Raw genomic sequence first — 23,766 nt, 5'->3', positions numbered from 1 at the left:
TCGCCACATCCAGCCGATCGCCGCGATGATCACCGAACACCTGCTCGGCGTCACCGCGACCGTGGTCGGCAGCGCGATCACGGTCACTCTCCGCTGACCTCACGGTCCACAGCGACGCCACGTTGATCCCGGCCCCGGTGGGTTCGAACCGGCCGGCAAGTGTTTTCCGCAACGAATCGAACGGTGGTGCTCACTATGCCTATCGGGAAAGCCACGATAGTTCCGGCATTCGATGCCCCCTGGCCGAGGCCGGAACAGGATCGGCCTGATGAGTGACGTGGCCAAGGTAATTCGACTGCGCGACAGTGACTTCGAGGCGCGGCAACGGCCGGCGTCGCGGCAATGGCCGAGCCGGCCGGCGTTACGCCCGGTGACGTCGCTGACCGGGCGACTGGCGCCGGCGACCCCGCGCAAGCCGCGCAGCCCGGGCGCCCCGGCCGGCGCCACGATCATCAACGGAATCCGCGGCACCGCCGAATTCGCTCGCCGCCGCTTCACCGGCGACTACAGGGTCGACGAGTTCGGCTTGGACGAACACCTGTTGGAATCGGTTCTGCTGCCGGCCCTGCGGCCCCTGTCGGACCTCTGGTTCCGGGTGCAGGTCACCGGCGTCGACAACATCCCCGAAACCGGCGGCGCCCTGATCGTCGCCAACCACGCGGGCGTACTCCCCATCGACGCCCTGATGCTCCAGCTGGCCGTGCACGACCGACACCCGAAACAACGGCTTCTGCGGTTGCTGGCCGCCGATCTGGTCTTCGGCCTGCCCATCTTGGGCGGGTTGGCCCGCAAGGCCGGGCATACCCTGGCCTGCCCCGCCGACGCCGAACGCCTGCTGCGCTCCGGCGAGCTGGCCGGAGTGTTCCCCGAAGGATTCAACGGTGTCGGCAAGCCCTACCGCCAGCGCTACAAGCTGCAGCGGTTCGGGCGCGGCGGATTCGCTTCTGCGGCCGTCGAGACGCGCGTGCCGATCGTTCCGTGCTCGATCGTCGGCTCCGAGGAGATCTACCCCAAGCTCGCCGACATCACCCCGCTGGCCCGGCTGCTCGGGTTGCCCTACTTCCCGGTGACACCGACATTCCCGCACCTGGGCGTGCTCGGCGCAGTCCCGCTGCCCTCCAAGTGGTACATCGAATTCGGCACCCCGATTCCGACCGACGGCTTCGCCCCGGCGGCCGCCGGCGATCCGATGGCCATGTTCGACCTCGCCGGCCACATCCGCGAAACCATTCAACAGACGCTGTACAAACTGCTCGCCAAACGTCCGCACCCGTTCACCGGCTCCGACAGCTAGCCGCACTTCGAGGCTTTTTGTTCAGAGCTGTGCCTGCGGGCCGGTAGTGGCCGAGCCGGTCACTGCATCGACGAGCGGGGTCAGCCGACGAAGTTCTTCCAGATGGGTAGCGCTGAGCTGGGCGAGAGCACGTTTTCCGGTCTCGGTCAGGGTGAGGCGCACGACGCGTCGGTCCGTGCCGCCTTCCCGGTTGCGGGTGACGAGCCCGAGTTGCTCGGTGCGATCGATCAGCTGCACCACGCTGTGGTGCCGGGTGCACAGGTATTCCGCGAGCTCGCCGATGCAGGGTCCATCCGGGCCGAGATGGCCTCGGATCGCCAGGAGCAGTTGGTGCTGCGCGGCGGTGAGTCCCACGTCGGCCGCCCGGTGTTCACTCCAGCGCAGGAACCGGCGCAGTCCGACGCGGAACATCAACAGCCGCGAGTACTCCTGATCGGTGAGATCGGGCGACGACGTCGACTCATATGTCATGCCATGATATTATCATGGCATGACATAAGACCGGCGGTGTTCCGGACCGGTTCCGCCTCTCGTCGTTGTCGATCTCAGCCGCTGGTCTTCACCGTGCAGCCGAAAGGTGGTGGAAGACATGGCTACTGACGCCATGAACATGAGCCTGCATCCCGACATCGTGGAGTTGCGGGCCAAGTACGAGAAGTACGAACTCGCCGCGATGGAACCGGCCGCGCAAGCTGTCATCGGCGTGATGTTCCTGACCGGGCTCTACATCGCGATCTCGGCGTGGGTCGTCGGTTTCCACGGTTACCCGACCTTGACCGCGAACAACCTGATCGTCGGGACCGCCCTGGCGGTGCTGGCGCTGGGGTTCGCCTCGATGTACGGACGCGTGCACGGCATCGTCTGGGCCGCTCCGCTGATCGGCGTGTGGATGATCATCAGCCCCTGGGTGGTCAGTGGCAATGTCGCCCATCCCGCGACGATCTGGAGCAACGTGGTCGTCGGTGCGGTCGCCGTGTTGCTCGGGCTGAGCTCGATGGCACTGGGCATGCGCCGGACTGGATGAGCACGAACCGCCAACGATGGGGTGCGAGCCGATAACCACTGGGATTCGGCTCGCGCCGGACATTCGGGGGTCGGAACGGAGGGTGTATGACCGACAGCGAACATAAGTCGCGGGTGGTTGTGGTGACCGGTGCCAGCGGCGGTATCGGCCGCGCGACCGCAGTGGCCTTCGGCCGGCGAGGGGACAGGGTAGCGCTGCTGGCCAGGGGCGAAACAGGTTTGGCGGCCGCGGCCGAGCAAATTCGTCGGGCGGGCGGCACCGCTCTGGTCGTGCCTACCGATGTGGCCGAGAGCGAGCAGGTGACAGCGGCGGCCGAGCGGGTCGAACAGGAACTCGGGCCGATCGATGTGTGGGTGAATGTCGCGTTCACTTCCGTGTTCGCACCGTTCGACGAGATCGAGCCCGCAGAGTTCCGGCGGGTCACCGAGGTCTCCTACCTCGGCTACGTCTATGCCACGATGGCGGCTCTGAAGCGGATGAAGGCCCGCAATCGAGGCACGATCGTGCATGTCGGGTCGGCGCTGGCGTATCGCGGCATCCCGCTGCAGAGCGCCTATTGCGGAGCGAAACATGCCATTCAAGGCTTTCACGAGTCGTTGCGATGCGAACTGCTGCACGAGCGCAGCGGGGTGCGGGTGACCATGGTGCAGATGCCCGCGGTGAACACGCCGCAGTTCTCATGGGTGCTGTCGCGGCTGCCGAAGCAGGCTCAGCCGGTGCCGCCGATCTACCAGCCGGAGGTCGCTGCCCGCGCTGTGCTGTACGCCGCCGACCACCCGAATCGACGCGAATACTGGGTGGGTGGCAGCACCGCGGCCACGCTGGCCGCCAATGCGATCGCGCCGGGCCTGCTCGATCGTTATCTAGCCAAAACGGGTTTCGATTCCCAGCAGACCGATCAGCCCCGCGACCCTGAGCAGCCCGAAAATCTGTGGCATCCCGCCGATGGCGAGCAGGGCAGGGACTTCGGCGCCCACGGCATCTTCGATGCCCGGTCCACCGAACACAGTGCGCAGTTGTGGGCCGGTCAGCACCACGGCGCAGTGGCCGCTGCCGTCGCCGGGGTCGCTACCGCGGCGCTGGGCCTGTGGTCCCGTTCGCGCCGGTCCCGGCTGTGAGCGCCCGCGCATCCGGTTCGGCGGTCCGGCGGAGCCGGCTGGCGGGCGTCGTCGCCGGCATATGCGGTGTGATTCTGCTGAGCGCTCCCCGCCGGTTCGTCGGCCCCGCCCCGAGGGCCGTGACCGTGGCGCGGCTGCTCGGCGCCCGATACTGCGTGCAGGGCGCGGTGCTGCTGGTGGTGCCTCAACCGCCGGTCCGCGTCGTGCGTGCGGTGGACGTCCTGCACGCCCTGAGCATGCTCGCATTCCTCGGCTCACCCCGATACCGGCGCCCGGCCCTGGCCAGCGCCGCACTCTCGGTCGGCCTGAGTTTGCTGGCCCGGCCGAGCAACCGTCGGTGATCGCCACGGACCGCACCGACACGCCGTGCGAAAAGGTGAGCTGTGGGGCTCCGATGTGGTGCCCAGGACGCTGACCGCGTTATGGATCGGATCGAATAATCGCTGGTAGAGGTGCTCGTCCGTGTAAGATTCGTCCTGCTTGGTCGAAATGGATGATGCCGCGGCTGGAGCCGGTGGGTACTCGGCCTTCCGTGTTCGTGCGTAGCCCGGTTGTGTAGTGGCAGTACGGCGGCGCATTTCGAGTTGGTCCGATGGCGTCCGCGGTAGCCGACAAATGGATACTTCGCTGACGAGGGAAGGCTCGTATGCAGATTCCGGCTGCGCGAATCCTGTTCACCGACGATGATCGAGACGAAATCGCCCGGCGTGTCACCACCGCGCTGAGCACCGGTGCGCTCACTCTCGGGCCCAACACGCGAGAGTTCGAATCCGATTTCGCCGCTGCCCACGGCGCCCCCTATGCGGTCGCGGTCAGCAGCGGAACCGCCGCGTTGGAAATCATCCTGCGCAGCGTCGGCGTTGCCGGGCGTGACGTCGTCGTGCCGGCGAATACCTTCGCCGCCACCGGATTTTCGGTGCTGCGTGCGGGCGGCAACCCGGTCTTCGCCGACGTCGATCGCGATACCTTCGCGCTGTCGCCCGCTACCGTGGAGGCCGCGCTCGGACCCGACACGGCGGCCGTCGTGCTCGTCCATATCGGCGGATTGGTCTCGCCCGACGCGCCGGCCCTGCGGGAGCTGTGCGACGAGCGGGGGATCGTGCTCGTCGAGGATGCGGCGCATGCCCACGGCTGTAGCTACGGCGGGCGGTTCGCGGGCTCCTTCGGCGTCGCGGGTGCTTTCTCGTTCTATCCGACGAAGGTGCTGACCAGCGGCGAGGGCGGAATGATCGTGACCGCCGACGAGCGTATCCGCGACGAAGCCGTGATCTACCGAGACCAGGGCAAGGCCGGCTTCCTCGGAAACGTGCACATCCGCGAGGGGTACGCCTGGCGGATGAGTGAACTGCACGCTGCGGTCGGCCTGGTTCACCTGCGTCACCTTCCCGAATTTCTGCGGGTGCGCCAGGCCGCGGCACACCGCTACGACGCGGCGATCGACGCGATGGACGGATTCGAGCGGCTCGCCATCGCTCCGGAAGGGCGCAGCAACTACTACAAGTACATCGTGTTGCCCACCGACGACATCGACCGGGCGCAGTTCAAGAAGGCGGTCAAGGAACGGTTCGAGGTCGCGCTGACCGGTGAGGTGTACGAGGCGCCGCTGCATCGGCAACCGGTGTTCGAGCGCTTCGGCGGCCGCCGGCTCGAGGTTGCCGACGATATCTGTGCCCGGCACATCTGCCTGCCGTTGCATTCGGACATGACCGACGCCGAGGTCGATCATGTGCTGGCGGCGCTGTGCGAGGTCCGAGACACACTGATGGGAGGCTGAACAAGACATGCGGATCGGAGTGACAGGCGGCTCCGGCTTCATCGGAGCCCACGTGATTCACCGGCTCGCCGAATCCGGACACACGGTCTACGCCCTGGATACGGTCGCCCCGTCGAGTCCGGACCCCCGTGCGCGATTCCGTCGGCTGGACGTGCTCGACGCGTCCGCCGTCGTCGGCGCCTCGGCGGATCTAGAGGTGATCTTCCATTTGGCCGGTATGTCGAATGTCGATGTGGCGCATCGCGATCCGCTGCGGACGGTGCGATTGAACGTGGACGGCACCGCCAACATCCTGGACGCGGCCCGTGTCCACGGCCTGCGCCGAGTCGTCTTCGCCAGCACCGTGTGGGTGTACGGGGCCGCCTTCGACGTCTCGGACGGAACGCGGCCGCTGACGGAGTCGGCGCCGATGGCGTTGGCCAAGGCCGGCCACATCTACACCTCGACGAAGATCGCCGCGGAGATGCTGATCCACAGCTACGCCGAGACCTACGACGTGCCGTTCACGATTTTGCGCTACGGCGTGCCGTATGGGCCCGGCATGAGAGACGAACTCGTCTTGGCCCGCTTCGTTCGCAAAGCCATCGCGGGTGAGCCGCTGACTGTCGCCGGAGACGGCAAACAATTCCGCAACTACGTTTTCGTCGAGGACCTCGCCGACGCGCATGCCCGGGTGCTCGACGACGCTGCCGAGAACCAGGTGATCGCGCTCGAAGGCAGCGAGCGGGTGAGTGTGCTCGATATGGCGGAGGCGGTGCAGGCGCGTTTCCCCGGCACCCCTATAGAGCATGTTCCGGCGCGGCCGGGTGATTTCCGGGGCATCGACGTATCGAACGCCCTGGCCGAGAAGCTGATCGGGTGGCGACCCACGACCTCGTTCCAGGACGGCGTCCGGCGATACGTCGAGTGGTATCTGGCGGAGCATCCGGACACGGCCGCGGCCCGCGGAAACGGGTAGCTATGTCGACTCCCTCCGCGCTGCTGCTGTCCGGCTCGCTCGGTATGGGACACGATGTGATGGCCGACGCATGCGCGGTGTCGCTGCGCCGGCGCGGCTGGACGACAGACACCGTCGACAGCATGCGCATGATGGGAAACCATCGAGGTGGACTCGGCGAAAAGGTGTTTCGCGGCATGCTCGCCGTGCCCGGCCTGTACGACGCCTTCCACTTCGGGCCACTGCGCTCCGGAGGCCGGCTGGCCCGGTTCATCGACGCGGCATCCTGCCGCTACCTGGTTCCCGCCCTGGACGCGCGGCTGCGCGACCGGCCGGTGCAGTTGCTGGTGTCGGTGTTCGCCACCGGCGCCGCCGCGGCCAGTCGGATCAAGGATCGTCATCCCGATGTGGTGAATGCGGTGTTCTGCACCGACACCTGCCCGCATCGGTTGTGGGTGCATCCCAACACCGATCTCTACCTGGTGACCTCGGACCCGGCGGCCCGCTACATCCGGCGCTTCGAACCCGGCGCGGAGATCGCGGTGGTACCGGCGCCGGTACGCCCGCAGTTCTACCGGGCGCCGCCGCAAGCCGAGGCGCGGGACGCGCTGGGCGTGCCCCGGAACGCGAAATGCGTGCTGCTCATATCGGGGGCGTGGGGTGTCGGTCCGCTGGCCGAGGCGGCCGACCTGATCGCGCGCGCGGGCGTTCACGTGCTGGTCGTGGCGGGCCGCAATGCCGGACTGGAAGCGCGGCTGCGGTCGATGGCCGCTGGAACGGAGCGAATCGTCCCCTTCGGTTTCACCGACGAGATCCCCGTGCTGATGTCCGCCGCCGACCTCGTCATCACCTCGTCGGGGGATACCTGCGCCGAGGCGAGAGTGATCGGCCGCGACTTGCTGCTGCTCGACGTCGTGCCCGGACACGGTCGAGACAACCTCCACCAGGAGCTCGTGCGTGGCGCTGCCGCGGTGACGTCCGCGCAACCGGAGGCGATCCGGCGTTGCGTTCTGGCTTGTCTGGAGCGAATCGAACCACCGCCGACTCGAATTGCCGTCGAACCCGAGGCGTGGGAAGAGGCGTTCGGTGCCACGCTGGACCGGGTCGGGCTGGGCGGCCGGGCGTCGGCGCCGTGAATCAGTCGCTGACTTACGGGTTGCCGGCGGTGGTCGTAGCCGCGGCGCTGTACGGGTGCGCGCCGGCAATCCAGGCCACGGCGGCGCGGCGGACCGCGCACGGCGGCGGCCTGGGACTGCTGTTGCTGGCGCGGCTCGCCGTGCGGCCGCTGTGGCTGTTCGGATTGGCTTGTGAGATCGGTGGTTTCGCGGCCGAGGCATACGCGTTCTCGGTGGCGCCGGCGACTCTGGTCGCGCCCTTGCTGACCCTGGACATGGTGTTTCTCGTTGTGATTGCCCGCCGCGGTCTCGATGAACGGCTGGCGGCGGTGGGGCGCTACGGGATCGTCGCGATGGTGCTCGGCACCGGCCTGATGGCGTATGCGTTCAACGACGAATCGGCACTCGGTTCGCCCGCGTCGAACGTAGAGATGCTCCTGTTCGTCGTTGGCGGCGTGGTGGCCGCCGCGGCCGGGGCGGTCGTGGGGGACCTCGGTGCCAGGACCCCACGACCATGGGTCGCGGCGCTCGGGTTCGGCACCGCGGCGGGAATCGCCTACGGCATCGCAACGGTCGCGACACGCCAGGTCGGACTCACTTTCGAGCTACACCGTCCCTGGACGATGCTCGCCACGCCGACACCGTATGTCCTCGCGGTATGTTCGGTGCTCGGGATCAGCCTGCTGCAGCGCGGTCTGCAGGCGGGCGCCGCGGTCCTCACATTTCCGGTCACCAGCTTTCTGTCCTCGTTCGTTCCCGTCGTGCTCGGTGTCACCGTGCTCGGTGACGAGATCCCCGGAGGCGGCGCGGGCGCCGCCTTCGTCCTCGCGTTGCTGGCGGTATCCGTCGGTGTGACATGTCTCGGCCGCGATCGCGCGTCGGCCGCGCGCAGGCTCGAGGCGGAGACCGACCCGACCCCGAGGAGGGTAGGGTGAGCTGGCTGGTGACCGGTGGTGGCGGTTATATCGGATCGCACGTGGTGCGCGCGCTCCGCGCGACCGGCCGGTCCGTGGTCGTCCTCGACGATTTCTCGACCGGTCGCCGCGCCGCGATACCCGATGGTGTCGCGACCGTCGCGGCGTCGGTCACCGACTTCGCGGCCATGACCGCCGCACTGCGCGACCACGAAATCACCGGAGTCGCCCACCTCGCCGGCCGGAAATCGGCAGTGGATTCGATGACCCACCCGCTCGAGTACTACGAGCAGAACACCGGCGGAACCCGCACCTTGCTGGCCGCGATGCGCGCTACCGGCGTCGAACATCTCGTATTCTCTTCCAGCGCAGCGATATACGGCTCGCAGGTCGGAAACGGTTCGGTACGCGAACAGACACCGCCGTGCCCGATAAACCCGTACGGGCGCAGCAAGCTCGCATGCGAGTGGATCGTCGCCGACGCCGCCGCGGCGTTCGACGCGCTGAGTTCGACCGTACTGCGCTATTTCAACGTCGCGGGGGCGGGCGGCCCGGGGCTCGGGGATCGGAACGCGACCGGCTTGATTCCCAATGTGCTACGAGCGATTTCGACCGGCCGGCCGCCGGTCGTCTTCGGTGCGGACTACCCGACGCCGGACGGATCCTGCGTCCGCGACTTCGTGCACGTGCTCGATGTCGCGAACGCACACGTCAGCGCTGTCGAACGGCTCGAGTGCGGCGGGACGGGGAATTCGGTGTACAACGTCGGCACCGGGCGCGGGTACTCGGTATTCGAAATTCTCGATGCCGCCCACGCGGTGACCGGCGAGCGGTTCCGGTACGAGGTCGGCGACCGACGGCCGGGCGACCCGCCCCGCGTGATCGCCGATATCGCCAGAATCGGCCGGGAGCTGGGGTGGCACGCGCGGCTGGGACTGGCTGACATGCTGTGCAGCGAGTGGGAAGCGCGAAACGCCGTGCGTGGGCGAACGAGCGCATGAAATCCGCTGTCGCGCAGGCGATGATCGCTGGTGCCGGTGCCGTGATGCTCAATGCGCTCCCATCGGTCACGGCGATCTCCGCGGTTCGCGAGCACCTGACCCCTCGCCTGTCCGGATACGCGGATACCGGCACGGTCGCATTGACCTTCGACGACGGTCCGGATCCGGCGTCGACACCGGCCATCCTGGACGCACTGGCCACTGCTGGCGTGCACGCGACGTTCTTCCTCCTCGGATCGATGCTCGAGCGGGCACCGGCGCTCGGCGCTCGGATCGTCGCGGAAGGTCACGAGGTAGCGCTGCACGGCTGGAGCCACCGCTGCATGCTGGCGCGCGGGCCGGTATCGACGCACCGCGACATCGCGCGCGCGTACGGCCTGATCGCGGAGACGACTCGGAGCAGACCGCTGCACTACCGACCGCCCTACGGGATACTCTCGGCCGCGGCGCTGACCACGTCCCGGCGGCTGGAAATGACGCCCGTGCTGTGGACGGCGTGCGGGAAGGACTGGACGCGGACCGCAACGCCGGACACGGTGGCACGCCGAGTGATTCGCGAACTCCGCCCCGGGGGCACCATCCTGCTGCACGACTCCGACTGCACATCGGCGCCCGGCTCGTGGCGCGCCACCCTGGAGGCGCTGCCGCGAATTTTGACCGAGTGTGCCGAGCGTGATCTGTGTGTCGGCTCTCTGGCGGAGCGGACCTGCACCCAGGGGAGTGAGGCCGACAGCCGCGCGGGGAGCTGATCACCACCATGGGGCCGCCCGTGATGCTGGACCGCGGAAGTTCGACGGTCATGTGTCGAGCAGTTCTCGGGCGAAGAGGTCCTCGATCGCCCAGTGACGCGAGGACAGCCCCTGTTCGGCGTGGTAGCGCAGATAGGTGTCGAGGGTGCGGCGGTTGGCCGCGATGCCGTAGGGCCACCAGTCGTCGCCGAACTGCTCGGCGTTGCGTTCGACCAGTGCGTTGAACCACGGCACCATGGTCTGCACCTCGTAGAGGCGGCGATTGCGGCGATAGTATTTCGCCGCAGTGTCTTTCGCCTCGTTGAAGACCCGGAAGATTTCGCGTGCGAGGCCGGGACGTTCGCGCAGCAGGTCGCGGCGCACGACGATGACGTGCATGATCGGGAAGATCCCGGTGCGCCGGTGATAGTCGCGCTCCAAGAGTTCGGCGTCGGGAAACAGGCGGGCAACGTTCGGCGATCCGTCGAGTACGCACTGGGGGACGTTCGCCGAGAACAGGGCGTCGATCTCGCCCGCGTCCAGCATCGCGCTCAGGCAGGCGCCCTCGGGTGCGGCGGTCACATCGACGCCGGCGGGATGCGGGTGCGGTACGAAATCGAACGGTGCCATGGGTTTGTCCAGTCCGCCGATCACCCAGCGGCTGCGTTCCGGGTGGAAGTCGTATTCGTCGGCGAGGATGCCCTTGGCCCATACGCCGGAGTCCTGACCGTAGGTTCCGAACTCCCCGATGGTGCGCCCGGCGAGCTGTGCGGGGCGAGTGATACCGGCGTGGACGTTGACGAAGACGCAGGAATGACGGAACACCCGGTTCGGGAAGATCGGCAGTGCCACGTACGGTAGGCCCGCGTCGAGCAGGCGCAGGTAGAACGTGAGTCCCAGTTCCGCGATGTCGTATCCCCGGTCGCGGATCGTCCGTTCGAAGATCTCCGGCAGGGTGGCCGCGGTGTGCATGGTGAGCGCGCTGCCGTCGACGGTGGTGGTCGCGTCGAACAGTGCGCGCGTGGTGTCGTAGCGGAAGCAATCGGCGGTGAGCGTGTCGTCGGTCATGAGCGTGAATCTCCTTTCGGTTCTGCGCTTTCCACGGTGGCCGGTGGGCGTACGAGGTGTCCAAGTCCCGTCCGGCAACGTCGATACCCTCTCGGTATCGTGCGTGGGGTGGATCTTCGCCTGCTCCGGTACTTCGTGGCCGTCGCGGAGGAGCGCCACGTCGGCCGGGCGGCGCACCGACTGCACATGACCCAGCCGCCGCTGACCCGCGCGATCCGGGAGCTCGAGGACTATGTGGGCGTGGCGTTGTTCGAGCGCACGCCCAAGGGGGTCGTCCCGACTGCGGCCGGATCGGTGTTGTACGAGGAGGCGTGCGCTCTGCTGCGCCGGGCCGACCGCATCCGCGAGCGGGTGACCACCGCGGCCGGCACCGCGACGCTGACCATCGGGACACTGGCCGATACCGCCGCCCACGTCGACAGCCGGCTGGTGGCCGCGTTTCGCGCCCGCCATCCGCGTGTGCAGGTCAGGATTCACGAAACCGATCTCGGCGATCCGTCGGCCGGGCTGCGCGCCGGGCTCGCGGATGTGGCGCTGACCCGAACTCCGTTCGACGCCAACGGAATCGGCATGCGTGTGCTCCGCTCGATACGGGTCGGTGTGGTGATGCGCGAGAACGATCCCCTCGCCCACCGTTCGTCGGTCACGGCGGCCGATCTGACCGATCGCCGCTGGGTGCGGCTGCCCGCCGAGGCCGACCGGGCGTGGACCGCGTACTGGACGTGCGGCACACCCGATGGCGCCGCGCCGCAACTGCGCACGATCCAGGAATGCCTGCAAGCGGTCCTCTGGAACGGGACCTCGGCCCTCGCCCCGCTCGACCAGCCACTACCCGCCGGGCTGGTGACCGTCCCGTTTACCGATCGCCCGCCGAGCCGTCTGGTCGTGGCATGGTCGAAAACCGCTCGCAGCCCGCTGATCCGCAGTTTCGTCCGGACAGCCGCGGAGGGGTACGGTGCCCCGGACGCGGGCGCCTGAACGTACCGCCCCGCGGTCGGCGGTGAAATCGAGAACTAACGGTCGGTGCTGAATGGAGAACTAGCGGATGATCTCGTGGACGAATTTCAGACACGACGGCGGTTGCGACGGAACGGAAAGCGGCTGTGCTGATGCGTATTCGGGGTGCTGCCGAGGGCGACTCGAGCTCATCTCGAGGTGACTATCGTGTGTCGGTGAGCATTCGCGAATACGAGCCGGGTGATGTCGTCTACTTCCCGGCGGGACCGTTCCACGGCATCTGCGCGGTCGTACAAGAGGTGGACGACCGCCGAGCGCAACTGCACCTGAGCTTCAGTGAAGGCGTCGCGCATCGCGAAGGGAACGTACTACGAGAGCGCCGCCACCACTTGACCGTCGGATTCGATGAAATCGAGCTGCTTTAGGTTGTAAGTCGAGATCGAATCGAGCGCACCGCGGCCCGGTGCGGCCCCGTCGCTATCGGCGTTCGAACCGTATTGTCCGGGGAGTGACCGATGCCGAGCAGATCGTACGACTCGCCCAGGGCACCGTTGCTGTCACCATCGACCCCGGCAACGGATGCCGGATCAGCGGCATGACCGTTGACGGCATCGAATTGCTCCGCCAGGGAACCGAATACGGCGCCTTCCCGATGGTGCCCTGGTGCGGCCGCCTCGCTTACGGCCGCTTCCGCAACGGTGGCGAAGTCCACCAGATGCCGGTCAACCACCCGCCGCACGCCATCCACGGCACCGGACGGGACTCCGCCTGGACCACGACCCAGGCGGACGACACATCAGCTGCATTCACCGTCGACCTTGCTGACCCGTGGCCTTACCCCGGCCGCGTCACGCAGCGGGTAGAACTCGGCGAGAACTCTGTGACACTCACTCTGGAGATCGAAGCCTCGGCGGATTCGTTTCCGGCGCAGGCCGGCTGGCATCCTTGGTTCCTGCGCAACCTGGGCAAGGGTGACGATGTCGAGATCGACTTTCACGCGTCATGGCAGGAATCCCGTGGCCCGGACTACCTGCCCACCGGTGAGCGCATCGACCCTCTGCCCGGTCCCTGGGACGACTGCTTCGGCATGCCCGACGGCGTCGACGTCACCCTGACTTGGCCCAGTGCACTGGAACTGAAGGTCACCAGCGCCGCTGAATGGGTCGTCATCTATGACCAGCAGCCCGGGGCGGTTTGCGTCGAACCGCAGAGCGGGCCACCGAACGGCCTCAATACCTTGCCGCGGCTGGTCACGCCCATCGACCCTCTCGAGATCTCCATGACCTTGAGCTGGCGGCCCCTGACATAACAGGGCCGAACGACTCGGCAGCCGGCAGCATGGTCGTCGGGGAAGGCGTTCCAGCTCGTCGTGATGCCGGTCACGGCCGGCTTCGGCCTTTGGTCTGGTCTTCCGCTTCCTGGATCCGGCGTGCGACTTCGCCGAAGCCGTCGGCGAGGGCGGTCAACTGTGTCGGTGTAAGAACGTCGATCAGCAGATCACGGACCAATGTGACGTGCCCGGGAGCCGCTTGTTCGAGTGCGCGGCGGCCCTTGTCGGTCAGGGTGGCGGTGACGCCGCGGCTGTCGCCGGGAACGGTCCCGCGGCAGACCAGCCCGGCCTTCTCGAGCTGATCCACCTGATAGCTCAACCTGCTCTTGGAGTTGATCAGCGAGTCGGCGAGCGCGGTCATGCGGAGAGTGCTGTCAGGGGCGTCGGCCAGCCGGACCAGCACCTCGTATTGCCCGTGGGACAGTCCGGCATCGCGTTTGAGCTGGCCGTCGATCTCCCGCTCGAGCAGCGCCCAGCCGGAGAGCAGCGCCTTCCAGGCGCGCATTTCCTGGTCGTCGAGCCATCGCACGGGCTCAGTCTACCCATCTTGTTCGAATTTGAATAAAGGCGTACTATCGCCGCATAAGGTTCAAATTTGAACAATAGGAGGTGTGATGACTGCCGAGCGGACAGACCGGATGCCGGTTTTGTACCTGTCGCATGGTGCGCCACCGCTGGCCGACGACCCGATCTGGCCCGAACAGCTGGCGCAGTGGTCGGCGGCATTGCCGAAACCGAAAGCGGTGCTGATGATTTCGGCGCATTGGGAGGATGCGCCGGTGACGCTCGGGGCAACCGAGACGGTTCCGCTGGTGTACGACTTCTGGGGCTTCCCGCAGAACTACTACGACGTTCGTTATCCGGCACCGGGCGCGCCGGAGTTGGCGGCGCAGGTTCGAAAGTTGGTGCACGGTCCAGGCACTGCGGTGCGGGAAGCGCCGGACCGGGGCCTGGATCACGGTGCGTACGTGCCGCTGGTGGAGATGTATCCGGAGGCAGACGTCCCGGTGCTGCAGATGTCGCTGCCCACTCTCGATCCCCCGCAGCTGATGGCGCTCGGGCGCAAGCTCGCTCCGCTTCGGGACGACGGCGTGCTGATCGTGGGCAGTGGATTCTTCTCGCACAATCTGCGGGCACTCACCGAAGACGGCTCCGTGCATCCGGTGATGGCCGAATTCGACGAGTGGGGCCACGGCGTGCTCGCCGCGGGCGATATCGATGCGCTGCTCGACTTCGAGAACAAGGCCCCCGCAGCGCATCTCGCGCACCCGCGCACCGAGCACTTCGCCCCGCTGTTCGTCACCCTCGGTGCGGGCGAAGCCGACCTCGCCACCCAGCGCAGCGTCATCGACGGCTTTTGGCACGGCCTCGCCAAACGCTCCATCCAACTCGGCTGAATCACTCACCCCGACAATAGGAGTCTCCATGACCAGCACCACCGCGACCGCCCCTGTGGCGCACGCCTCGAGCCAGGTCGGCTATGACACCGGGCTGCTGGTGTTGCGTCTGGTGATCGGCCTGACCGTCGCCGCGCACGGCACCCAGAAGCTCTTCGGATGGTTCGGTGGCGGCGGCATCTCCGGCACCGGCCAATTCTTCAGTGCCAGTGGCTATCCCGCGGGCGACGCCATGGCGGTCGTTGCCGGGCTCAGCGAAACGCTCGGCGGTCTCGGTCTGGCACTCGGTCTGCTCACCCCGCTGGCGGCGGCCGCCGTGCTGGGCGTCATGATCAACGCCATCGAGGTGCACGGTACGGGTTCGTTCTTCGCTCTCAAGGGTTTCGAATACGAATCGACCCTCGCCCTCGCCGCTGCCGCGCTCGCCCTCACCGGACCCGGCCGCTTCTCCGTCGACCACTACCTTCCTGTGCTGCGCACTCACCGGCTCGTCTACGGCGTGGCCGCGATCGTGCTGGCCGTAGTCGCCGCGAGCATCGTGCTGCTGGTACGCAACTGACCTGCCGTCACTGTTCGGCTTCCGTGCCGAGACCGGGCTACCTCCCCGGCACCGAAGCGGCCGCCCCGGCCCCGCAACGAATTCGGCAGCTCGGCGGGTGCTTCGACCCTGCCAAGTCGGACTGTGAAGATCAGCCGAGTGTGAACATCCTGGCGCGGATACGGCGCCGGCTGGGAGAGTGTTCCGCATGGAGAACTTGCGGGACGCCGAGCGCCGACTCCAGAGCGCGCAGCTCGCCGGAGACGTCGAGGCGCTGGATCGGCTGCTGGATGATCGGCTGATTTTCACCTTCGGTGCGAACGTTCAGACCAAGGCGGATGACCTGGAGTTGCACCGCACCCGAGCGCAGGTGGTGACGAAGGTGACCGAGGAGGAGTTGACCGTGCTCACCGACGGGCGTACCGGGGTGACGTGGTTTCTCGGCACCGTCGAAGGGACCGTCTCCGGGACGCCGTTCGCGGCCAGGATGCGCTACACCCGTACTTGGCTGTACGACGAGACCCACGGTTGGCGAATCATCGCCGTGCACGCCAGCACGACTGATTGACGCAGCCGAGCTGCACTTTCGCGACATGCGCCAGCCTTCCGGAGATGTTCGCCGGCAGGTGGTATCGAGTCCTACTGCTACCCAGTTACTTTCGTTCCTGCCGAACACGTTGATCGGCTGATGGGGCGTTAGCCTTGCGCGAGTTCGTAGCTGTAGTACACCAGGCCGTCACCGAGCTGTCGGGTGTTGACCAGGTGTAGCGGCTTCTTGGCGCCGGCCTCGTCGAACAGCCGTCGGCCGGTTCCCACCACCACCGGAAAGACGACCAGCCGCAGTTCGTCGAGCAGGTTGTGTTCGATCAGTGTGCGTGCGAGCCGGTAGCTGGCGTAGATCAGGATTTCCCCGTCCACTGTGCCCTTCAGCTCCGAAACCTCCTCGACCGCGTCGCCGCGCAGGACGGTGACGTTGCTCCACCGAGTGTCCTCGACAGTCGAGGACACGACGTACTTGGGCATGCTGCGCACCCTGTTCGCCCACTCGGGGCCCACACGGCCCTCCGCCAGGTTCTGCTCTGTCATCCGGTCCGCGAACCACTCGTTGGTACGCCCGCCCAGCAGCAGCACCTCGGCATCCAGCGCCTCCTGCGTCTCACGGACGGTCCAGTCTTCGAGGTCCTTGGCTCCTACGAACTGGTGGAACCAGCCGCCGTGTTCGAAGCCCTCCGCGCCGTCCGGGTCTTGGACCACTCCGTCGAGTGTGACGTTCGAGGTGAGGACGATCTTTCCCATTTCCGTGCTCCTTTGACGAGGTTGTCGGTTGTCACGGGTGTGGACGCCGCGACACCGGAAAAGGGGGCGCTGCCCGAGCGCCCCCTTCGCGCAGCGGCCGGCGTCCGTACAGGATGGAACCGCACACGCGGAGAGAGGTGGCCGGAGTGGAGCTGGCGAAAACAGACCTGATGTCGCGGGCGCGGGCGGGCGACGGCGAGGCGTTCCGAGCGCTGACCGAGCCGCACCGTCGCGAGCTACAGGTGCACTGCTACCGGATGCTCGGATCGTTTCAGGATGCCGAGGACGCTCTTCAGGACACCATGCTGGCGGCGTGGCGTGGCCTCGACCGATTCGAGGGCCGCGCCTCGGTTCGCACGTGGCTGTACCGCATCGCGACCAACCGGTGCCTCGACGCGTTGCGCGCCGAACGCCGGCGTCCCGCGAAGCAGTGGGACGTTCCGGGAGTCGAACCGCCGGAACCGACGGGTTTCGGCGAAATCCATTGGCTCGAGCCCTATCCCGACACCCTTCTGGACGGCGCGATCAGTGTTCCGCTGGGTCCGGAGGCCCGCTACGGGCAATCCGAATCCATTTCCCTGGCGTTCGTGACCGCCCTGCAGATCCTGCCGCCTCGCCAGCTCGCCGTTCTCATCCTGCGCGACGTCCTCGGATTCCACGCCAACGAAGTAGCCGACATGCTCGATACGACCGTCGAATCGGTCAAAAGCGCCCTCAAACGCGCACGGGCGGGTATGCGACATCGACTGCCGGTGACGGCTGCCGGAGCCCAGCCGCCCGCCGCCGGCTCGCCTGCCGAGAACGCGCTCGCGGCGAAGTTCGTCAGCGCCTACGAATCCGCCGACATCGATGCGTTGGTGGCGCTGTTGACCGACGACGTCTTCATGTCGATGCCACCGATACCGTTGGAGTATCGGGGCCGAAACAGCGTGGCCCGCTTCTGCGCCCTCGTTTTCGGCTTGGGACGGAAATTCGAACTGGTGCCGACGCGAGCCAACGGTCAACCGGCGTTCGGTGTCTACCTGCCCACCCCCACCGGTAGTCGGGGAGTCGGCCTGTTCGTGCTCACCCTCGCCGGCGACCGAATCAGCGCCATGACCCGCTTCGAGGAGAACGTCCTCCCTACGTTCGGGCTGCCGCCATCCCTGCCACGTGCACGGTAGAACGCCGTCGACTCATGCCACCTACCGCCGCACATCGCGCACACCCGACCCCGGCCGGGCAGGATTCGGGCGATCCGATGACGTTGGCGCACATCGACGCAGTCGCCTCCCTGACCGGGTATCTTCACGACCGTGACCTGTCCGACGTGGTCCGTTCGTTCCCTGGTTCCGGTCGCGGGTACGCTCGGGCCGCCAGGGCAACCACGAGCAGCCTTGTCCCGCAGCAGAACTCAAACCGATCCCTCACCACGCGCTACGCCATATCCGTTGGATATTCGGCGACTACCACCGGAACCGACTGTGGTTCAAAGAAATTCGGAAGGAGCTCGGGGATGCACGCATCGGTTTCCCGGCTGAAGAGGATCATGGCGCCGTCACCGCTGCCCGAAGCGGTGTCGCCGCCGTGGGACGACATCGAATCGGCCTGTGGGGTCCGGCTGCCGTCGGACTATCGGGATTTCATCGACAACTACGGCAACGGCAGGATCGGCGAGCTGTACGTGCTGTACCCGGCGTCCCGTCGGCTCAATGGTGAGGTTCGGCTCACATCGCTGATCGACAATGCGCGGGATCTGGTTGCCAACGAGGTTTTCGACTACGACGACGACGGCAACCCACTCGTCGGTTATCCGGAACCGGGTGGCCTGCTCCAGTGGGGTGGCAGTACCAACGGCGACATGTTCTTCTGGGTCACCGAAGGTGAGGATCCCGACGGTTGGACGGTGCTCGCGCATCTTCACGGCCCCGCGGTCTGGGCCCGGTACGACGGTAACATGGTCGACTTCCTGACCGAACTCGTGACCGGTGAATACCGTTATGCCCGTTCGGTACTCGGCTCGCACGCCGGACACGTGCTGTGGACGATGATCAGCGATTGGAAACACCGCTACGGCGGGCCCCCGGAGGCTTCCCTCCATGGCGGCGACGATCGGGCCGGTGTGCAGGTGAGCGCAGGTTCACCGTTGCCGTGGCACCGTGTCGAGATTTCGGGTGGTGATCAGGACGTCTTCGGGCGAACCGGCGAAGTCGTTCCGCTGATAGCCGCCGACGGTGCGACGACGATCCGGCTCGGTGGAGGCGGCCTCGCGCCCGGCCTCGCGTATCGGCTGTTCGCGTGGGCACATACGGACGAGGACGTCGAGGCCGATCTGCTCGAAATAGTCTGCGACGGAATGATTGTCGCACGCGGAACACTGTCGGACTCGCCACGGTCGCGCATGGTGGAGGCCCGGATTCTCGTCCCCGCCAACGCGCCGGATGCGGTAGTGCAGATCCGTGTCCGCAGCGAGAAGCCGGCAGTCACGTTACGCACCTTCTACCTGACCATCAACGGGACACTGGGGAACTGACTGGCGTCAGGCGTCCGCTTCCAGCTCAGGGAGGACCTCATGCAGTTCTTTCCACGTTCTGGTGCCGGTCCCGATTTTTCACAGATCGATGCTCTGACCAGGGGGCAAGACCGTGATTTCGATGCCGGTCAGGCCGGCCAAGAGGGTTCGGGTGGAGGTTTGGCCGAGGTCGCTGAGCATGAGCTCGTGGATCTGGATTACCCGGCGAGCCTTGACCGCGCGCAGGTAGTCGGCCGCCTCGCCCAGCTTGGTCCAGGGCCCGCTCGTGGGCAGTAACAGGGTGTCGACGGGCACCTCGGGTACGAAGTAGGCGTCGCCGGGGTGGAACAGCGTCTCGTCGATGAGGTAGCCGAGGTTGTCGACGCAGGGGATGTCCGCGTGAATCGTGGCGTGGTGGTCGCCGTGGACACCGACGGTGAAGCCGCCGACGCTCAGGTCGTCCCCGGTGGTGAGGATCTGCACCCGCCCGCCGTGGCTGCCGAGCTTGTCCAGCACCGCGCGCGGTCCGAAGATTCGCAGTTCCGGATCGTCGTCCAGGGCGGCTGCCAGCAGGGCGTCGTCGAAATGGTCGAAGTGCTCGTGGGTGATGAGCACTGCTGCCGCGCCTGTGACGGCGGCCTTCGCCTCGCGGGTGAACGTGCCGGGGTCCAGCACGATTCTGGATCCGCCCTTCTCCAGGGCAACGCAGGCGTGGGCGTATTTCGTCAGTTGCATGGTGGTTCCGTTCCTGCTCGGGCGTTGTCGCACGGTTCAAAGTATACAGTTTTGCTGTATATATCGAGCGTCGTGTGGTTGCCCGGGTTGCTGTTGCTGCGGCCTTTGGCGCAGTGGGGCAAATACAGCAGGGCTGTATAGTCGATCCGTGGCGGACCGAGATCACTTGGCGGAGCGGCTGCGGGTCTCCATCGGAAGGTTCGTGCGTGCTACTCGCGCGCATGCCGACACTCTGCCGCCACCTCTTGCGGAGACCATGGGCCTGCTCGATCGTGAAGGTGATGCCTCCACGGCGTCCCTTGCCCAGTGGCGTGGGGTACGCCACCAGAGTCAGAGCCGGGCGGTAGCGGATCTGCAGGCCAGGGGGTATGTCGCCCGACGGGACGATCCCCAGGACCGCCGCGGCTTCCTCGTGACCCTCACCGAGCAGGGACGCGCTGCCCTGGACCGAGATCGGGAGGCCAGGCGCGAATGGGTCGCCGAGGCCATCGATGCTCTCCTGAGCGCAGACGAGCGGGCGCAGCTCAGCGCCGTGCCGCAGCTCTTGGACCGACTGTCCGCGTACGAGGGCGACCGTAGGTGACCTATCCGGCGCAGCATTTCGAGCTTCGATCCGCCGGACGCTCCTTGGGGCTCGGGGCGACGGGCGTAGCCGGCGCCCATGGGCCCCGTCCACTATCCCGCCCGGCGCGGTGGAAGTGCTCGTCATCGAGGACACCGATGTGCCGTTGCCGCGACCGATCGTCCACGGTCTGTTCAGCGGCATCTATCCCGGAACCACCGAACTCGCCGAAGGCGCCCTCGACCTCGAAGTCGGCATGCCCGACGCGGCGGCGCCAACCGGTGGCACTGTCGATTCCAGAGCAGGAAGCCTTGCGGCCGAGTGGGTTCGCGGTTAGCGCTGTGGGTTCGGTCGCGCCGAACCGGCGGCGGAGGCGATAGGTGCGCGCGACGCAGGCCAGCGAGCAGTAGCGGCGACGGGGAGGAGCGTCGCGAGCAAGCGCAGCCCCGCAGACCGGACACCGACGGCGACCGATACTGCGAACCATATACAAGTGCATCCACGAAACCGCCTGGCAGCACGTGCCTTTCGAACTGGAGGTGCCCGAAGCGGCAATGTGCTGTTGTTCCTGGCGTTGCTGGTCTCGGGAGGCAAGGCCTACTATCTCGGCGGCATGTACCCGGTGTTGGAGTCTGCCGCGGCCGTGCCGGTGGCCGGCTGGCTCGCAGTGCACCGGAAGTACTGGCCGGCAGCGGGTTCGGTGGTCGCGGTGAGTGCCCTGGTAGCGGCTGTGTTGTTCCTGCCGGTACTGCCCACCGGAGCGCAGCGCAGCACCGTCCTGCGCGCGGTGAACTACGACGGCGCCGAAACCATCGGCTGGCCCACATACGTGCGCGAGATTGCCGACGCGCGAACCCGTTACGCCCCCACAGCCGAACTGCTCACCACCAACTATGGCGAGGCGGGCGCCATCGAGCGCTTCGGTGCACCCTACGGTCTGCCGACTCCGCATAGCGGGCACAACTCGTACTGGTACTGGGGTCCCCCACCGGGTTCATCCCAAGTGCTCACCATCGGACTCACGCGCCCTACGGTCGAACGGATGTGCATCAACCCCACTCCGGCGGGCCACCTCGACAACGGTCTCGGCATCCGCAACGACGAACAATATGCGTCCCTGTTCGTCTGCGCTCCACGCGCGCCGTGGAGTGCGATCTGGTCGCATCTGCAGGGCCTCGGCTGACACTCCGTCTCAGCTTCGATCACCATGGCAATTCCCATTGGATCACGACGGGGTGATCGTGTCGGACAGGGTCATCCGACGGAAAACAGACCCCAGGTGATTGCCCAGGCCAGCCAAGCGCATCCGGCGACGAGCAGCACGCCGAGCCCGGCACGCGGCGCAGCGACCATTCCGGTTCGGCCGCGCACGGCATTGGCCGCGGTGACGGCAAGCAGCACAGCGGTGAGGATCGCGAGTGCTTGCAGCATCAGCCACACGAGCGGTCGGCCGGCGACCACCGGGCCGACGGTCCGGGCATCGGCAGCGAGGATCGACTCCACGTACACCACGGTCGCGACCAGTGAGAGTAGCCCGCACAGTGCCAGCAGCCGGCCGGGTCGGCGGGCGTGGCGGGGGCGGCGGTTCATCATCGGCACCAGCAGGTAGCCCAGGAAGGCGACCAGCACGGTGGCGAGCACGATCGACTGGATCCATGCCGAGGTCCACCAGTCGTGGCCCGGGTCGACGCTCGACAAGGCTTGAGCTGGAGGCGGTTGCGACGAGGAGACCGGTGCCGCATCGTTGGCGACCTGGTTCACCCAGGTGGTCATGACATCGAGGTAGCCGGGGGCGAAGGCGCCTTTCGGCGCGCCCGGACCTGCCGCGGCGCCCAGCCGGTCGAAGCCGCCGGTAGTCGAGCGCCCGTTGTGGGCAGCACCGGTGAGGAAGCGGATGGTGACCGAAGGGCAGCCGGTCAGCGAGTTCTGCAGCACCGCAGCACTTTCCGCGGGTGGGACCTGTACGTCGTGATCTCCCCACAGCGCGAGCACCGGGACGCGCACGCCGTGCAGCGCCGGCCGGGGATCGAATCCGGCCGCAGGGAACGCCCCGGTCTCGCCGATCAGTCGGGCAGCGGGCCCGGCGACGGTGCCTGCGAGCCGACTGGTATCGCCGTGGTGGCGCAGGGTTTCGGCCAGACTCCAGGTCTGCGTGCGCAGAGGAGTGAACCCCGGGGCTCCGAGGGTGACCATGAATGCGACGTCACCGGATCTCACGGCGACCAGTGGTGCGACCCAACCGCCCTCGCTGAGTGCCCACAGTCCGACCCGATCGGCCCGCACTCCCGGTGTGTGACGGAGGGTTTCGACCGCGGCGAGCGCATCGTCGGCGAGCAGGGAGAAGTCGCGGTGGGTGCGCGAGTAGCCCGTGGTTCGCTTGTCGTAGATCAGCGTGGTGATTCCGGCCGCCGCGAAGGCGCGGGCCTCGGCAAGGTATTCCGTGCGCGGCCCGGGCCCCGCACCACCCACCAGCACGATGCCGGGCGCGGTCGAATGAGGTCCGGCCGCCGCGATCACCGTGCCGGTCAGCGTGAGCCCGCCACCTCCGATGAAGGTGACATTCGTACTCTCGATCGACGCGAGGGGGCCCGACGCGGGATCGGCCCCGGCAGCCTGGGGGAAGACAGCGGTGAACGACACCGATACCAGCAGGGCTGGTACAAGTGATCTGAGAGAACGCATAGTCGGAAAGCCTTTCGAAGCCGGTTCAGGTCTCGGGAAAGGCGAACAGCCGTAGCAGTACCGGTTTTCGCTCGTCGCCGGCATCGTCGGCGCCGGTGCCGTAGCGCTGGACGAGCGCGATGTATTCCTCGAAGAACTCGCGCAGGAGCGGCAGATCCACGCGAATAGTGGCGCGGGAGAACAGGAATGCGTCCGCCCATTCCCCGAGGTCGGCCGCTTGCCGTTCGAACCCTTCGTATAGTTCGACGAGTTCGGCGAGAGTGTTGCGGCTTATTTCCGCGCTGGCCGCCCGCATTTCGGCAGTCTGTGCGGTGTACGGCGGGAAGCGGCGGTCGCCGGGGACGGCGCGCCACCAGCGTTCCTTGCCGGTGGCCAGCTCCGGAACTTCTTCGACGAACCCGTACTTGGCAAGTTGGCGCAGGTGATAGCTGGTGAGCCCACTACTCTCGCCGAGCGCCTGAGCGAGGGTGGTGGCAGTGACCGGCCCGCCACGCAGTTGTTCCTCGATGCGCCGACGCAGTGGATGCGCTAGCAATCGCAGCACGGCTACGTCGGTAATCGTCTGGGGGACAGGCTGATCGTGCACGCGAACCAATCTAACTCGTGCAAACACTCTTTGCAAAGAGTGTTGCAAGGCGTGCCGAGGCCTTCGCGACCAAGCGGACAGCCGTGGCCGAATGCGGTACGGCAGGCGGCCTGCCGTACCTGGCCTGGTCAACCGCGACTTCGTCCGCTGATCGCCAAATCAATTGTGGAGAACAGAGATTCACGAGCGTTACATCCGCGAGGGCGAGGCGCGGTCGTA

At 67.0% G+C, this 23,766-nt stretch carries 28 protein-coding genes; 21 read left to right on the top strand and 7 right to left on the bottom strand.

Going from position 1 to position 23,766, the window contains the following annotated elements:
• Nucleotides 1-268: 268 nt before the first annotated feature.
• Entirely contained in the window at nt 269-1,294 is a 1,026-nt protein-coding gene (locus IG65_RS0126360) for a lysophospholipid acyltransferase family protein (RefSeq protein WP_030517646.1), read from the top strand.
• A 21-nt stretch (nt 1,295-1,315) separates the two neighbouring features.
• On the opposite strand, the gene IG65_RS0126355 is transcribed toward IG65_RS0126360, so the two are convergent.
• Nucleotides 1,316-1,765 carry a MarR family winged helix-turn-helix transcriptional regulator gene (locus IG65_RS0126355; protein WP_051756902.1) on the bottom strand — a complete coding sequence of 150 codons (450 nt, stop codon included), beginning with the start codon at nt 1,763-1,765 and terminating at the stop codon, nt 1,316-1,318.
• A gap of 118 nt (nt 1,766-1,883) precedes the next feature.
• Here IG65_RS0126355 and IG65_RS0126350 point away from each other — a divergent pair, with 118 nt between their 5' ends.
• From IG65_RS0126350 to IG65_RS0126310, 9 genes are all read left to right on the top strand, one after another.
• The gene (locus tag IG65_RS0126350) at nt 1,884-2,318 is read left to right on the top strand and encodes an SPW repeat protein (protein ID WP_030517644.1); all 435 of its coding nucleotides are present in this window, start codon (nt 1,884-1,886) and stop codon (nt 2,316-2,318) included.
• Between the two features lie 86 nt (nt 2,319-2,404).
• Nucleotides 2,405-3,436, top strand: coding sequence for an SDR family oxidoreductase (locus IG65_RS0126345; RefSeq protein ID WP_030517643.1), 1,032 nt, complete (start codon nt 2,405-2,407; stop codon nt 3,434-3,436).
• Nucleotides 3,433-3,777, top strand: coding sequence for a hypothetical protein (locus IG65_RS0126340; protein WP_156055767.1), 345 nt, complete (start codon nt 3,433-3,435; stop codon nt 3,775-3,777). The genes IG65_RS0126345 and IG65_RS0126340 overlap by 4 nt, the downstream gene beginning before the upstream one ends.
• Nucleotides 3,778-4,082: 305 nt before the next feature.
• Nucleotides 4,083-5,210 carry a DegT/DnrJ/EryC1/StrS aminotransferase family protein gene (locus IG65_RS0126335; protein ID WP_030517641.1) on the top strand — a complete coding sequence of 376 codons (1,128 nt, stop codon included), beginning with the start codon at nt 4,083-4,085 and terminating at the stop codon, nt 5,208-5,210.
• 19 nt (nt 5,211-5,229) lie between these two features.
• Nucleotides 5,230-6,168: an NAD(P)-dependent oxidoreductase gene (locus tag IG65_RS0126330; RefSeq protein WP_197039923.1), complete on the top strand. Its 939-nt coding sequence runs from the start codon at nt 5,230-5,232 to the stop codon at nt 6,166-6,168.
• Between the two features lie 2 nt (nt 6,169-6,170).
• Nucleotides 6,171-7,283, top strand: coding sequence for a glycosyl hydrolase (locus tag IG65_RS0126325; protein ID WP_036525744.1), 1,113 nt, complete (start codon nt 6,171-6,173; stop codon nt 7,281-7,283).
• Nucleotides 7,280-8,197, top strand: coding sequence for a DMT family transporter (locus IG65_RS0126320; protein WP_030517638.1), 918 nt, complete (start codon nt 7,280-7,282; stop codon nt 8,195-8,197). Before IG65_RS0126325 ends, IG65_RS0126320 begins: the two co-directional genes overlap by 4 nt.
• Nucleotides 8,194-9,177 (top strand): UDP-glucose 4-epimerase GalE, encoded by a 984-nt coding sequence (gene galE / locus IG65_RS0126315; protein WP_030517637.1) that lies wholly within the window; start codon nt 8,194-8,196, stop codon nt 9,175-9,177. Before IG65_RS0126320 ends, galE begins: the two co-directional genes overlap by 4 nt.
• Complete coding sequence (locus IG65_RS0126310) at nt 9,174-9,926, top strand: polysaccharide deacetylase family protein (RefSeq protein WP_051756901.1); 753 nt, start codon at nt 9,174-9,176, stop codon at nt 9,924-9,926. Before galE ends, IG65_RS0126310 begins: the two co-directional genes overlap by 4 nt.
• A gap of 48 nt (nt 9,927-9,974) precedes the next feature.
• Here the strand turns inward: IG65_RS0126310 and IG65_RS0126305 are convergent, their stop codons facing one another.
• Nucleotides 9,975-10,973: a 4,5-dihydroxyphthalate decarboxylase gene (locus IG65_RS0126305; protein WP_030517635.1), complete on the bottom strand. Its 999-nt coding sequence runs from the start codon at nt 10,971-10,973 to the stop codon at nt 9,975-9,977.
• Between the two features lie 108 nt (nt 10,974-11,081).
• On the opposite strand from IG65_RS0126305, the gene IG65_RS0126300 reads away from it, so the two are divergent.
• The 3 genes from IG65_RS0126300 to IG65_RS0126290 all read left to right on the top strand — a co-directional run bounded on the left by IG65_RS0126300 (nt 11,082) and on the right by IG65_RS0126290 (nt 13,239).
• Nucleotides 11,082-11,951: a LysR family transcriptional regulator gene (locus tag IG65_RS0126300; protein ID WP_030517634.1), complete on the top strand. Its 870-nt coding sequence runs from the start codon at nt 11,082-11,084 to the stop codon at nt 11,949-11,951.
• Nucleotides 11,952-12,145: 194 nt separating this feature from the next.
• Nucleotides 12,146-12,355 (top strand): hypothetical protein, encoded by a 210-nt coding sequence (locus IG65_RS0126295; protein ID WP_030517633.1) that lies wholly within the window; start codon nt 12,146-12,148, stop codon nt 12,353-12,355.
• An 83-nt stretch (nt 12,356-12,438) separates the two neighbouring features.
• Nucleotides 12,439-13,239, top strand: coding sequence for an aldose epimerase (locus IG65_RS0126290; RefSeq protein WP_030517632.1), 801 nt, complete (start codon nt 12,439-12,441; stop codon nt 13,237-13,239).
• Nucleotides 13,240-13,309: 70 nt separating this feature from the next.
• On the opposite strand, the gene IG65_RS0126285 is transcribed toward IG65_RS0126290, so the two are convergent.
• Nucleotides 13,310-13,789, bottom strand: a complete 480-nt coding sequence (locus IG65_RS0126285; protein WP_231509433.1) for a MarR family winged helix-turn-helix transcriptional regulator — start codon at nt 13,787-13,789, stop codon at nt 13,310-13,312.
• 85 nt (nt 13,790-13,874) lie between these two features.
• Between IG65_RS0126285 and IG65_RS0126280 the strand changes: the two genes are divergently transcribed.
• The 3 genes from IG65_RS0126280 (at nt 13,875) to IG65_RS0126270 (ending at nt 15,763) form a co-directional block, all read left to right on the top strand.
• Entirely contained in the window at nt 13,875-14,657 is a 783-nt protein-coding gene (locus tag IG65_RS0126280) for a dioxygenase (RefSeq protein WP_030517630.1), read from the top strand.
• 28 nt (nt 14,658-14,685) lie between these two features.
• On the top strand, nt 14,686-15,216 hold the full coding sequence (locus tag IG65_RS0126275) for a DoxX family protein (RefSeq protein ID WP_030517629.1): 531 nt from the start codon (nt 14,686-14,688) through the stop codon (nt 15,214-15,216).
• A 187-nt stretch (nt 15,217-15,403) separates the two neighbouring features.
• Entirely contained in the window at nt 15,404-15,763 is a 360-nt protein-coding gene (locus IG65_RS0126270; protein ID WP_030517628.1) for a nuclear transport factor 2 family protein, read from the top strand.
• A gap of 128 nt (nt 15,764-15,891) precedes the next feature.
• Here the strand turns inward: IG65_RS0126270 and IG65_RS0126265 are convergent, their stop codons facing one another.
• Nucleotides 15,892-16,491: a dihydrofolate reductase family protein gene (locus IG65_RS0126265; RefSeq protein WP_030517627.1), complete on the bottom strand. Its 600-nt coding sequence runs from the start codon at nt 16,489-16,491 to the stop codon at nt 15,892-15,894.
• Nucleotides 16,492-16,637: 146 nt separating this feature from the next.
• On the opposite strand from IG65_RS0126265, the gene IG65_RS0126260 reads away from it, so the two are divergent.
• Nucleotides 16,638-17,654 (top strand): sigma-70 family RNA polymerase sigma factor, encoded by a 1,017-nt coding sequence (locus IG65_RS0126260; protein WP_369801593.1) that lies wholly within the window; start codon nt 16,638-16,640, stop codon nt 17,652-17,654.
• A gap of 77 nt (nt 17,655-17,731) precedes the next feature.
• Nucleotides 17,732-19,003: an SMI1/KNR4 family protein gene (locus IG65_RS0126255; RefSeq protein ID WP_197039922.1), complete on the top strand. Its 1,272-nt coding sequence runs from the start codon at nt 17,732-17,734 to the stop codon at nt 19,001-19,003.
• 78 nt (nt 19,004-19,081) lie between these two features.
• Here the strand turns inward: IG65_RS0126255 and IG65_RS0126250 are convergent, their stop codons facing one another.
• Nucleotides 19,082-19,717, bottom strand: a complete 636-nt coding sequence (locus IG65_RS0126250; RefSeq protein WP_030517624.1) for an MBL fold metallo-hydrolase — start codon at nt 19,715-19,717, stop codon at nt 19,082-19,084.
• Nucleotides 19,718-19,865: 148 nt separating this feature from the next.
• Here IG65_RS0126250 and IG65_RS0126245 point away from each other — a divergent pair, with 148 nt between their 5' ends.
• The 3 genes from IG65_RS0126245 to IG65_RS0126235 all read left to right on the top strand — a co-directional run bounded on the left by IG65_RS0126245 (nt 19,866) and on the right by IG65_RS0126235 (nt 21,462).
• Nucleotides 19,866-20,300, top strand: a complete 435-nt coding sequence (locus IG65_RS0126245) for a MarR family winged helix-turn-helix transcriptional regulator (RefSeq protein ID WP_030517623.1) — start codon at nt 19,866-19,868, stop codon at nt 20,298-20,300.
• Between the two features lie 109 nt (nt 20,301-20,409).
• Nucleotides 20,410-20,616 carry a hypothetical protein gene (locus IG65_RS0126240; RefSeq protein WP_030517622.1) on the top strand — a complete coding sequence of 69 codons (207 nt, stop codon included), beginning with the start codon at nt 20,410-20,412 and terminating at the stop codon, nt 20,614-20,616.
• Between the two features lie 219 nt (nt 20,617-20,835).
• Nucleotides 20,836-21,462 (top strand): hypothetical protein, encoded by a 627-nt coding sequence (locus tag IG65_RS0126235; RefSeq protein WP_051756897.1) that lies wholly within the window; start codon nt 20,836-20,838, stop codon nt 21,460-21,462.
• A 71-nt stretch (nt 21,463-21,533) separates the two neighbouring features.
• On the opposite strand, the gene IG65_RS0126230 is transcribed toward IG65_RS0126235, so the two are convergent.
• Together IG65_RS0126230 and IG65_RS0126225 are read right to left on the bottom strand one after the other, a co-directional pair.
• Entirely contained in the window at nt 21,534-22,961 is a 1,428-nt protein-coding gene (locus tag IG65_RS0126230; protein WP_063833773.1) for a S9 family peptidase, read from the bottom strand.
• A 25-nt stretch (nt 22,962-22,986) separates the two neighbouring features.
• Complete coding sequence (locus tag IG65_RS0126225; protein WP_030517619.1) at nt 22,987-23,547, bottom strand: transcriptional regulator; 561 nt, start codon at nt 23,545-23,547, stop codon at nt 22,987-22,989.
• Between the last annotated feature and the right edge of the window lie 219 nt (nt 23,548-23,766).

Source organism: Nocardia sp. NRRL WC-3656 (assembly GCF_000720265.1).
GTDB lineage: Bacteria > Actinomycetota > Actinomycetes > Mycobacteriales > Mycobacteriaceae > Nocardia > Nocardia nova.
Note: the sequence above shows the minus strand (reverse complement) of the source record. Positions and strands in the feature narration are given on the sequence as shown.

Bases quoted from the DNA above. Each gene is read 5' to 3' on its own strand.
- IG65_RS0126360 (WP_030517646.1), top strand. From the start codon at position 269: ATGAGTGACGTGGCCAAGGTAATTCGACTGCGCGACAGTGACTTCGAG.
- IG65_RS0126355 (WP_051756902.1), bottom strand. From the start codon at position 1,765: ATGACATATGAGTCGACGTCGTCGCCCGATCTCACCGATCAGGAGTAC.
- IG65_RS0126350 (WP_030517644.1), top strand. From the start codon at position 1,884: ATGGCTACTGACGCCATGAACATGAGCCTGCATCCCGACATCGTGGAG.
- IG65_RS0126345 (WP_030517643.1), top strand. From the start codon at position 2,405: ATGACCGACAGCGAACATAAGTCGCGGGTGGTTGTGGTGACCGGTGCC.
- IG65_RS0126335 (WP_030517641.1), top strand. From the start codon at position 4,083: ATGCAGATTCCGGCTGCGCGAATCCTGTTCACCGACGATGATCGAGAC.
- IG65_RS0126325 (WP_036525744.1), top strand. From the start codon at position 6,171: ATGTCGACTCCCTCCGCGCTGCTGCTGTCCGGCTCGCTCGGTATGGGA.
- IG65_RS0126310 (WP_051756901.1), top strand. From the start codon at position 9,174: ATGAAATCCGCTGTCGCGCAGGCGATGATCGCTGGTGCCGGTGCCGTG.
- IG65_RS0126305 (WP_030517635.1), bottom strand. From the start codon at position 10,973: ATGACCGACGACACGCTCACCGCCGATTGCTTCCGCTACGACACCACG.
- IG65_RS0126280 (WP_030517630.1), top strand. From the start codon at position 13,875: ATGACTGCCGAGCGGACAGACCGGATGCCGGTTTTGTACCTGTCGCAT.
- IG65_RS0126275 (WP_030517629.1), top strand. From the start codon at position 14,686: ATGACCAGCACCACCGCGACCGCCCCTGTGGCGCACGCCTCGAGCCAG.
- IG65_RS0126270 (WP_030517628.1), top strand. From the start codon at position 15,404: ATGGAGAACTTGCGGGACGCCGAGCGCCGACTCCAGAGCGCGCAGCTC.
- IG65_RS0126265 (WP_030517627.1), bottom strand. From the start codon at position 16,491: ATGGGAAAGATCGTCCTCACCTCGAACGTCACACTCGACGGAGTGGTC.
- IG65_RS0126255 (WP_197039922.1), top strand. From the start codon at position 17,732: ATGACGTTGGCGCACATCGACGCAGTCGCCTCCCTGACCGGGTATCTT.
- IG65_RS0126250 (WP_030517624.1), bottom strand. From the start codon at position 19,717: ATGCAACTGACGAAATACGCCCACGCCTGCGTTGCCCTGGAGAAGGGC.
- IG65_RS0126230 (WP_063833773.1), bottom strand. From the start codon at position 22,961: ATGCGTTCTCTCAGATCACTTGTACCAGCCCTGCTGGTATCGGTGTCG.